Origin of the sequence: Segatella copri (assembly GCF_019127135.1) — a bacterium.
In the GTDB taxonomy this organism is placed as follows: domain Bacteria; phylum Bacteroidota; class Bacteroidia; order Bacteroidales; family Bacteroidaceae; genus Prevotella.
Map to the genome: position 1 here is coordinate 42,861 of NZ_JAHOEA010000030.1, position 8,780 is coordinate 51,640.

Genomic DNA, 8,780 nt, shown 5'->3' on the forward strand with positions numbered 1-8,780 from the left:
AAAAATGTGAATGTGAATGTGAATTTGAAATGTAAATGCAAAGAAAAAAGAATGCATGTAATGATATTAATATCATTTAATTCATATATAATAAGGTACGCGCGTACGAACAATTAAAATATATACTATCAAAAATCATCAATAAACAGCCTTGACAAAAGGATACACATGACAGTCCGTTTTCTTCACTTACATTTCAAATTCACATTCACATTCACATTTCATCCCTTTACAACCACAGAATATTACCTGTTACTTCTGTTACTTTTGTTATCGCCTCACAATCTTTTTACTTTTTTACCTTTTTACTTTTTTACCTTCAAAAGCCTTTTCACCTTCACGTGATTCAGGACAAGGATGAAAATAATTTGGGACAACTCTTGCATTTCTCATAAAATTGCCGTATCTTTGCACCCATAAAAAAATACAAAACATTATTATGGCAAGAAAACGTAAACCATTACCTCTGTTAGAGAACATCACCATCGAGGCAGTAGCAGCCGAGGGTAAGTGCATCACACGCGTAGATGAACAGGTCATCTTCGTACCTTTCTGTGTGCCAGGAGATGTTGTCGACTTGCAGGTAGTAAAGAAGAAACATAAGTATTGCGAAGCCAAGGTGGTTCGCTTCATCAAGAAGAGCGAGGTGCGACAGGAGCCTATGTGCGAGCACTTCGGCATCTGCGGCGGATGCAAATGGCAGAACCTGCCTTACGAGGAGCAAATCAAGGCGAAGCAGAAGCAGGTGGAAGACCAGCTCACTCGCATCGGAAAGATTGAACTCCCTGAGTTTCGCCCTATCATGGGTAGCGTGAAGACCCAGGAGTACCGCAACAAGATTGAGTTCGGATGCAGCAACAAGCGATGGTTCACCGCCGAGGAACTGGCTCAGCTCCCTCAGAAAGAGGATGATACCGTAACATCACTCAAGGAGCGCCACGCCCAGAACGCCATCGGTTTCCATATCACCGGAGCCTTCGACAAGATTTATCCTATCAAGAAGTGCTGGCTGATGGATGACCTCTGCAACGAAATCCGCAACTTCGTCTTCGAATACGCTGATTCTCACGACTATACCTTCTACGATCTGCGTGAGCAGCACGGTTTGCTCCGCAACATGATGATCCGCAATTCGAACACCGGAGAGTGGATGCTCGTATTCCAGTTCCATTATGATGAGGAGGGCGATGAGCAGAGAGCATTGGAACTGATGCAGCAAGTGGCTGACAAGTTCCCTCAGATTACATCACTCATGTACGTGGACAACCAGAAGGGAAATGATACCATCAACGACCTGGAACTCAGCCTCTTCAAGGGCAACGACCATATCTACGAACTGATGGAAGACCTGAAATTCAAGGTGGGTCCTAAGAGTTTCTACCAGACCAATACCGAGCAGGCTTACCACCTCTACTGCGTGGCCCGCGAGTTTGCCGACCTCACCGGAGACGAGCTGGTTTACGACCTCTACACCGGAACCGGAACCATCGCCAACTTCGTGGCTCACAAGGCAAAAAAGGTTATCGGTATCGAGTATGTGCCAGAGGCCATAGAGGATGCCAAGGTGAATTCTCAGGTGAACAACATCGAGAATACCCTCTTCTATGCAGGCGACATGAAGGATATCCTGACCAATGATTTCATCGCGCAGCACGGTCGTCCTGACGTCATCATCACCGACCCTCCACGTGCCGGCATGCACCCAGACGTAATAAACGTCATCCTGAATGCAGCACCAAAGCGCATCGTATACGTAAGCTGCAACCCGGCTACCCAGGCACGCGACCTGCAGCTGATGGATGCGGAGTATAAGGTAGCTGCCGTACAGCCGGTGGACATGTTCCCTCATACCCCTCACGTAGAGAACGTGGTATTGCTCGAAAAGAGATAAACCTAGAAATCAAAATAGAAACAAGATGAAGAAAACCATCATCATGGCGCTCATGGCTGTAGCTTCGGTCTCAGCCAGCGCCCAGCAGAAGCAGACCATCGAAATACCATCATGGTTGAGCAACGTGAAATTGTCGGGTTATGGAATGACCCAGTATCAGTACAACGGACAGAAAGATGCTGAATCCAACTCATTCAACATCCGTATGGCGCGTATCTCTCTCGAAGGTCGCATAGCAGGCGACTTCTACTGGAAGACTCAGATTCAATTCAACGGCAACACCTCTACCCTCGGTTCCAGTCCGAGAATGGTGGATCTGTTTGCTGAATGGCAGAAATATGAATACTTCAAGGTGAAGATCGGTCAGTTCAAGAACCCGTTCACCTTTGAGAATCCGATGCACCCTATCGACCAGGGCTTCATGGGATATTCACAGAACGTGAGCAAGCTGGCTGGTTTCAGCGACCGTGCCGGAGAACATGCATCCAACGGCCGTGACATCGGTCTTCAGTTCCAGGGCGATTTCCTCAAGAATGCCAATGGCAGAAACCTGCTGCACTATCAGATTGGTGTGTTCAACGGACAGGGAATCAATACCAAGGACGTTGACCAGCAGAAGAATGTGATTGGTGGTGTATGGGTAATGCCTGTAAGCGGCATGCGCATCGGTGCCTTCGGATGGACCGGTTCTTATGCAAGAAAGGGAACTTGGACCGATGATGAACAGGGAAACATCATCTACAAGAAAGATGCTGCTGGAAATTCCGTTCTTGACAAGGAAGGAAAACCTGTAAAAGAGACATTCAGCGGCACCCGCAGCCTGAACCAAAACCGCTACGCCTTCTCTTTCGAATATAAGAAAGACGGCTGGACCGTACGTTCTGAGTATATCCACTCTACCGGCAAGGCTTTTGCCAAGAGCATCACCAATTTCAACGATGCCAACGCCAAGGACTGCAATCTGAATGCAAAAATAGGCGATAAGGCACAGGGTGTATATGGACTGGTTATCGCCCCATTGGCTCAGCTGCCAAAGAACAGCCGAATCGACATCAAGGCACGTTACGACATGTATCAGCCTAACGGCAAGAGCAACATGCAGAGAACCCAGTATGAGGCTGGTCTGAACTTCCACATCGGCAAGCGAATCTCTATCCTTACCGAGTATGCACTTATCAACGACAAGACACTTGCGAAGCATAATTACTCCATGGCAGATGCCGAGGTTTGCTTCCGATTCTAACAGATACAACAAAGGCTCGCTCCTACTACAGGAACGAGCCTTCATTGTGTTTACAGTCAACAGCTTATACTAGAACGAATAAGAGAAACCTACTGACATGAATTCCTTAAACTGCCAATAGCTCTTATCATCCTTGCGCTTCACACCATCATCGAAACGCGGATAGAGGAAGATGTTGGTAGAAATATAACGGTTAAACTGGAAGGTGATGGTGTTTTCCCACTCTATTTCAGCACGCTTGTAAGTGGTGTATCCCCAGAGACGGGTCTTCCACTTGATATTATCCGCTATCTGCCACGACAGGTCGAAGGTACACTCAGAACCATAATCGGTCATACCATGCTGTCCCTCTTCCAGTCCGTATCGCGTAGCCAGCGACTCTCTGCCCACATACTTCCAGTTGAAAGCCAGAGGAGCCAGATGAGCACTACCCTTCAGGCGATGATGGAACCAGTCTACATTATAATCCATACCGACAGAGAGGTTCAGATTGAATGGCGAGAAGAAATCGGAATAAACCTTCTTGTCATTGTTCTTGTAACCATGCGTAAACTGGGTCTGGCCGACAACCTGGATGGTGTAATACCACTTCTTTGAAGCCTGCAGACCGAGTTTTCCGGTGTATCGGATCATATCATCGCTCGTCTTCAGCGTATGAACCGTATCACCCTTCGAAGTCTGGTAACCCAGGCGCATCTCCACCTTATTTTCCCATTTAACCTTCTGCTTGTTATTGTAGTTGGCAAACATCGTCACTCTTCCGAGCACCGAATAATTACTCTCACCACCCTTATACCAGTTGTCAGAAACATAGTTTTGCAGGAACTGGAGATAATAATCGCCACCTATGGTCCAGAAGTTAGGACGGGTGATGATGATATCCATCGGTGCCGCATCCACCTCAATCGCCTTCGGAGCCACCAGCTCTACGATGTCAGGATGATTCTTCTTCGGTTTGCTCTGAGTAGCCAGCGGTGCTCCCACCTCTTTGAGATGAGTCTCGGTATCGCGCACCAGGTCGGGACGCGTGAGATAAACCTCCATCAGAGTCTGGTCGAGCATTGTACCGAGCGAATCCTTCACCCCATCCTGAGGTTTAAGCCGCAACATGCGGGCTGCCGGCCCATGATAGAACGTGAGCGGCGTAAAGAGCTGGGCATATCTGATGTCCTTAGAGTCCATCTTCATGGAATCGATGCGCTGCCGGGTCTTCATAAGCGAATCAGCATAGATGTCAGCCACCGTTTTCTGCGGCACTTTTTCCACCTCAACCTTTTTCACTTTGCGCTGGGCCGAAACAGGCGTCAGAGCCGAAAGGAACGCAAGAACGAGTAATCCAAATTTTATTTTCATACCTTAATTTTATAAATTTGGGCACAAAGGTAATAAATAATTCATAAATCTCAGCCCTTTATTAGGAATATTTTTGCTCATTTCACAAAAATGTCGTAACTTTGCACCCAAATAATTCTAATTTAAATTATAAATATCGTGGCTGAAACAAAGTACATCTTCGTAACTGGTGGTGTGGTTTCTTCTTTGGGTAAAGGAATCATATCTTCATCCATCGGTAAACTTCTTCAAGCAAGAGGTTACAACATTACTATCCAAAAGTTTGACCCATACATCAACATCGACCCGGGTACGCTGAACCCGTATGAGCATGGTGAGTGCTACGTAACGGTAGATGGTATGGAGACCGACCTGGACCTCGGACACTACGAGCGATTCACCGGCATTCAGACTACAAAAGCGAATTCTCTCACCACTGGTCGTATCTACAAGGCAGTCATCGACAAGGAGCGTCGTGGCGATTATCTCGGCAAAACCATCCAGGTGGTGCCTCACATCACCGACGAGATCAAGCGCAACGTGAAGCTGCTCGGCAAGAAGTATCACTATGACTTCGTGATTACCGAGATTGGCGGAACCATCGGCGACATCGAGAGCGCCCCTTACATGGAGGCTATCCGACAGCTGAAATGGGAACTGGGCAAGAACGCCATCAACGTTCACCTTACCTATGTGCCTTATCTGAAGGCAGCAGGCGAGTTGAAGACAAAGCCTACACAGCACTCTGTGAAGGAACTGCAGAGCGTAGGTATTCAGCCAGATATTCTGATCCTCCGCACCGAGAAACATCTCGAAGAAGGAATCATGAAGAAGGTAGCCAGCTTCTGTAACGTAGACTTGGACTGCGTGATTCAGAGCGAAGACCTTCCTAGCATCTACGAGGTGCCTGTAAACATGCAGAACCAGGGCCTCGACACCGCCATCCTCCGCAAGATGGGCGAGCCTATCGGCGAGACACCAGCGCTGGGGCCTTGGAAGACATTCCTCGACCGCAGAAACAAGGCTACAGAGGTGGTAAACATCGGTCTCGTAGGCAAGTATGACCTGCAGGATGCATACAAGAGTATCCGCGAGAGTCTCTCACATGCCGGCACCTACAACGACCATAAGGTGAAGATTACCTTCATCAACTCAGAATATCTCACAGAAGAGAACGTGGCTGAACAGCTGAAGGGACAGGACGGCATCGTCATCTGCCCAGGATTCGGCCAGCGAGGCATCGAGGGCAAGATTATCGCCGCCCACTATACCCGCACCCACGACATCCCTACCTTCGGCATCTGCCTGGGTATGCAGATGATAGTCATCGAGTTTGCCCGCAACGTATTGGGTTACAAGGATGCCAACTCACGCGAGATGGACGAGAAGACTCCACACAATGTCATCGACATCATGGAGGAGCAGAAGAACATATCAAACATGGGTGGAACCATGCGTCTCGGCGCTTACGAGTGTGTGCTGAAACAGGGTTCACGCGTGTTCAATATCTATAAGAAGGAGCATATTCAGGAACGCCACCGCCACCGCTATGAGTTCAACAACGAGTTCCAGCAGGAATTCGAGAAGAACGGCATGATGTGCGTAGGCAGAAACCCTGAGAGCGACCTGGTAGAAATCGTAGAAATCCCAGGCTTGAAGTGGTACGTAGGTACACAGTATCATCCGGAATACCAGAGTACGGTGCTGAAACCACATCCACTGTTCATGGATTTCGTAAAGACAGCAATAGAAAACAAAAAGTAAATATTAGGAGTTAAAGGAGTGATCCCCTTTACTCCTTTAATTTCAAATTTTAAAAATGAACAAGAACAACATTATCGCTTTCCTCCTGATTGCCGTAGTGCTGATTGGCTTTAGCTGGTACAACCAGCCATCTGCCGAAGAACAGAGAACGGCATTCGTTCAGGACTCCATCGCCAAGGCTAAACATGCCGAGATGGAAAAGGCTAGCAAGGCTGCCGCTGCTAAGCGCCAGACTGATGCCAAAGCAAAGGTTGAGGCAGACTCAACCGCCCTCTTCTATTCGGCACTCAAAGGCCAGGCTAAGAAGATTGTATTGAAAAACAAGAAGGTAGAATTAACACTCAACACCAAGGGTGCTACTGTAGAGAAGGCTGTCATCAAGGGCTATGTGGGACACAACCTGCAGGTGAAAGATGGTTCGGCTGATGCCAAGGACGTAACCCTCTTCGACGGTAACGACCAGAGCCTCAAGTTCATGCTCGAGGCTAAGGAGGCCAACATCATCACCAGCGATCTCTACTTCACTCCATCCAACGTGACCGACAAGTCTGTAACCATGACCGCTGTGGCTGGTGAAGGCAAGACGCTCACCCTGACTTATACATTGGGCGATGACTACATGCTGCACATGAGCCTGCAGGCAAATGGTATGGCTGGTCTGTTCTCACCTAATTATAATAAGATGGATGTTGACTGGAGCGACAAGGCACGCCAGCAGGAACGTGGTTTCATGTTCGAAAACCGTTACACTACCCTCACCTACCATAATGCAGAAGGCGGTACCGACCATCTGAGCGAGGGCAGCGAGAAGATTGACGAGAAAATAGAAGAAGCCATCGACTGGGTATCATTCAAGAACCAGTTCTTCTCTGCCATCATCGTATCAAAGGATAACTTCGAGAAGGATGCCTTCATGACCTCTATCCCTCAGGAGAAGGGTTCTGGCTATCTGAAGCAGTTCCAGGCTAAGATGAAGACAGCTTTCGACCCAACCGGTAAGAAGGCATCTGAGTTTGAGTTCTACTTCGGTCCTAACGACTTCCAGATCCTGAAGAATACCGAGAAGGAAAGTACCTTTGGCAAGGACTTGGAATTTCAGAAGCTCGTATACCTGGGATGGCCTGTCATCCGCTGGATCAACCGTTTCTTCACACTCTACGTATTCGACTGGTTGAGCAAGATATTCCCAATGGGTATCGTATTGATTCTCATCACCTTGCTCCTGAAGCTCATCACCTACCCTATGGTAAAGAAGAGCTATATGAGTTCAGCCAAGATGCGCGTGCTGAAACCAAAACTCGAAGCAGCTACGGCTCAATATAACAAGCCTGAGGACCAGATGCAGAAGCAGCAGGCAATGATGGCAGAATATGCCAAGTATGGTGTAAGCCCATTATCCGGTTGCTTGCCTATGCTGATTCAGATGCCGGTTTGGGTTGCGATGTTCAACTTCGTGCCTAATGCCATCCAGCTTCGTGGTGAGAAGTTCTTGTGGATGAGCGACTTGAGTACCTTCGACCCAATCTTCGAATGGAACACCAACATCTGGCTGATTGGCGACCATTTGAGTTTGACCTGTATCCTGTTCTGTGTAGCCAACCTGTTGTACTCTTGGATGACCATGCGCCAGCAGCGCGACCAGATGGTAGGTCAGCAGGCAGAGCAGATGAAGATGATGCAGTGGATGATGTATCTCATGCCATTGATGTTCTTCTTCATGTTCAATGACTACTCAGCCGGTCTGAACTTCTACTACTTCATCTCATTGTTCTTCAGTGCCGCTATCATGTGGACCCTGCGCAAGACTACCGACGACGAGAAACTCCTCGCCATCCTTGAGAAGCGCTATCAGGAGAACAAGAACAACCCTAAGAAGGCAAGCGGCCTGATGGCAAGAATGCAGGCTCTCCAGGAGATGCAGCGCCAGCAGCAGGCTGAGATGATGCGCAAGCAGGCAGAACTGAACGAGAAAAAGAACAATCTCGGAAAATAAAGATCACCAGATAAAAATGAAAGCGTAATGATTACCACCAGTAAAGGTATTCGTTACGCTTTTTTTGCCCCCGAAAAGGTATAATTAGTTAAATGATATTATAAATTATACCTTTTCGGGGGTATTTTCATTTTTTATTCGTATATTTGCCCCCGAAAGGGTATAATATAATATTATTCCATATATAATATTACCCGATAGGGTATAAAACAACAAGAACATGAGCAATACATTATCATCATACGTTAAGGAAATGCGCAAGCAATTCGGATTGACGCAAGTAGATCTGGCGGCGAAATCGGGCGTAGGACTCAGATTCGTAAGAGAACTGGAACAGGGAAAGGAAACACTACGACTCGACAAGGTAAACCAGGTCCTCCTGCTGTTTGGTCAGGAAATAGGACCCGTTCCTATCAAAAAAGAATAAAACTAGGTATGCCCCACACGCCCTGAAAGGGCAGAAGCTCCTAGCCCAGGGAGGGCACTGAAAAAGTCCCTTCATGGGTTATGTTAGTTTAACATTCGATCTTTGAAATAGTGTACCCAAAAGTTGCATA

The 8,780-nt window shown here is 47.6% G+C and carries 6 protein-coding genes; 5 read left to right on the top strand and 1 reads right to left on the bottom strand.

The window, feature by feature from the left end; all coding sequences use genetic code 11:
• The first annotated feature begins 439 nt into the window (after nucleotides 1-439).
• Nucleotides 440-1,891: a 23S rRNA (uracil(1939)-C(5))-methyltransferase RlmD gene (gene rlmD, locus KSW37_RS09230; protein WP_217315030.1), complete on the top strand. Its 1,452-nt coding sequence runs from the start codon at nucleotides 440-442 to the stop codon at nucleotides 1,889-1,891.
• A 25-nt stretch (nucleotides 1,892-1,916) separates the two neighbouring features.
• A complete protein-coding gene (locus tag KSW37_RS09235) occupies nucleotides 1,917-3,134 on the top strand; it encodes a porin (protein WP_217315031.1) in 1,218 nt (405 codons plus the stop codon).
• A gap of 69 nt (nucleotides 3,135-3,203) precedes the next feature.
• Here KSW37_RS09235 and KSW37_RS09240 read toward each other — a convergent pair whose 3' ends face one another.
• Nucleotides 3,204-4,487, bottom strand: coding sequence for a DUF3078 domain-containing protein (locus tag KSW37_RS09240; RefSeq protein WP_217315033.1), 1,284 nt, complete (start codon nucleotides 4,485-4,487; stop codon nucleotides 3,204-3,206).
• 138 nt (nucleotides 4,488-4,625) lie between these two features.
• Between KSW37_RS09240 and KSW37_RS09245 the strand changes: the two genes are divergently transcribed.
• From KSW37_RS09245 to KSW37_RS09255, 3 genes are all read left to right on the top strand, one after another.
• Nucleotides 4,626-6,230, top strand: a complete 1,605-nt coding sequence (locus KSW37_RS09245) for a CTP synthase (protein ID WP_217315035.1) — start codon at nucleotides 4,626-4,628, stop codon at nucleotides 6,228-6,230.
• 55 nt (nucleotides 6,231-6,285) lie between these two features.
• Nucleotides 6,286-8,223: a membrane protein insertase YidC gene (yidC, locus tag KSW37_RS09250; RefSeq protein WP_217315037.1), complete on the top strand. Its 1,938-nt coding sequence runs from the start codon at nucleotides 6,286-6,288 to the stop codon at nucleotides 8,221-8,223.
• 220 nt (nucleotides 8,224-8,443) lie between these two features.
• Nucleotides 8,444-8,650, top strand: a complete 207-nt coding sequence (locus tag KSW37_RS09255; protein WP_022111675.1) for a helix-turn-helix transcriptional regulator — start codon at nucleotides 8,444-8,446, stop codon at nucleotides 8,648-8,650.
• Nucleotides 8,651-8,780 lie beyond the last annotated feature (130 nt).

Coding starts and splice junctions, on each gene's coding strand:
- rlmD (WP_217315030.1), top strand. CDS start 440: ATGGCAAGAAAACGTAAACCATTACCTCTGTTAGAGAACATCACCATC.
- KSW37_RS09235 (WP_217315031.1), top strand. CDS start 1,917: ATGAAGAAAACCATCATCATGGCGCTCATGGCTGTAGCTTCGGTCTCA.
- KSW37_RS09240 (WP_217315033.1), bottom strand. CDS start 4,487: ATGAAAATAAAATTTGGATTACTCGTTCTTGCGTTCCTTTCGGCTCTG.
- yidC (WP_217315037.1), top strand. CDS start 6,286: ATGAACAAGAACAACATTATCGCTTTCCTCCTGATTGCCGTAGTGCTG.
- KSW37_RS09255 (WP_022111675.1), top strand. CDS start 8,444: ATGAGCAATACATTATCATCATACGTTAAGGAAATGCGCAAGCAATTC.